Source organism: Bacillus sp. LR--39, from assembly GCF_053613335.1.
Window position 1 is genome coordinate 1 of record NZ_JBSIOT010000169.1, and the last position, 1,371, is coordinate 1,371.

Below are 1,371 nucleotides of genomic sequence, written 5' to 3' on the forward strand. Positions count from 1 at the left end.
TGTCGGCCGTCGCGCCTTTTTGCGGCCCGAAAACAGCCGTAGCACCCTTTGGTCCTGTTAACGGATTGTCCACGTCACAGGCAACTTCCAGTTTGACATTCCGCAGTCTGGAATCAAGCCCGCCAACATCTATTGATGCAAGCTGAGATAACGCGCCGCCCCCCGGGCCAATCTCGCGGCCTGAGTTATCAAGAAGCCTTCCGCCCAATGCCTGAATCATCCCGGCTCCCCCGTCGTTCGTGGCGCTTCCGCCGATTCCGATGATCAATCGCTCCGCTCCCGCATCAAGAGCTGCTCCGATTAATTCTCCCGTTCCCCTTGTTGTAGTGATGAGCGGATTTCGCTTATCTACAGGCACCAGATGCAGCCCTGAAGCAGCAGCCATTTCAATCACAGCTGTTCTCCCATCTCCCATCATGCCAAAGAAAGCTCTCACCGGTTCCCCCAGCGGCCCTGTGACAACTTGCTCTATGATCCTTCCATTGGTCGCATCGACCAGAGATTGAACGGTTCCCTCGCCGCCATCCGCCACCGGCAATTTTCTGTAATCAGCACCCGGAAAGACCGATTTGAAACCTCTTTCTATCGCTTCGGCTGCCTCCAGAGCTGATAAGCTTTCCTTAAAAGAATCAGGTGCAATGATGATTTTCATCCAAATCGCCTCTTTCAAAACATGATTCACTTACGCTAGTTATCTCCAATGTACCATATTCCATTTAGAAATAAATACCATAATGATTGGGAAAAATTTTATTAAAAATTAGAAATGAAAGTGTTTGCATAAAAGAAATATTCACGTTATCATACTTGTATACAAGTATACTTCTTGAGTGAGGAAGGTGAGTGTATGCTAGACTCCAAAGACCTGTTGTATCCCGCAAAATGGCTCTCAAAAGCGTCAACCGGAGTTCGTGTCGCATACGAGCTGAGAATGCGGATCGTTTCAGGTCTGATTGAAAGCGGTACCATTTTATCAGAAAATACAATCGCCGCCGAGTTTTCAGTAAGCCGTTCGCCGGTTCGCGAAGCGCTAAAAATACTCGCATCCGAAAAAATCATCCGCTTAGAACGAATGGGAGCGGTCGTAATTGGTTTAACTGAGAAGAAAATCGCGGAAATTTATGATGTGCGGTTACTATTAGAAACATTTGTCTTTGAACGGCTTGTCAAAATAGACATTGAGCCTTTAGTTAAGGATCTCAGCAAAATTCTTGAAATGATGAAAGTCTCAATCAAATATGAGGACGCTGACGAATTTTCATTTCAAGATGTGCTGTTCCATGAAACGATTATCCGAGCGATTGATCATTCATACATTCAGATGATCTGGAACAATCTAAAACCCGTCATGGAAAGCTTTATTCTTTTATC

At 45.8% G+C, this 1,371-nt stretch carries 2 protein-coding genes; one reads left to right on the forward strand and one right to left on the reverse strand.

Translation table 11 applies throughout. The features are described from left to right. Positions 1-652 (reverse strand): glycerate kinase (locus ACWHAR_RS21460; RefSeq protein WP_452087766.1); only part of this gene is annotated, 652 nt, incomplete at its 3' end. Positions 653-847: 195 nt separating this feature from the next. On the opposite strand from ACWHAR_RS21460, the gene gntR reads away from it, so the two are divergent. Then, positions 848-1,371 (forward strand): gluconate operon transcriptional repressor GntR (gntR, locus tag ACWHAR_RS21465; RefSeq protein ID WP_452087767.1); only part of this gene is annotated, 524 nt, incomplete at its 3' end.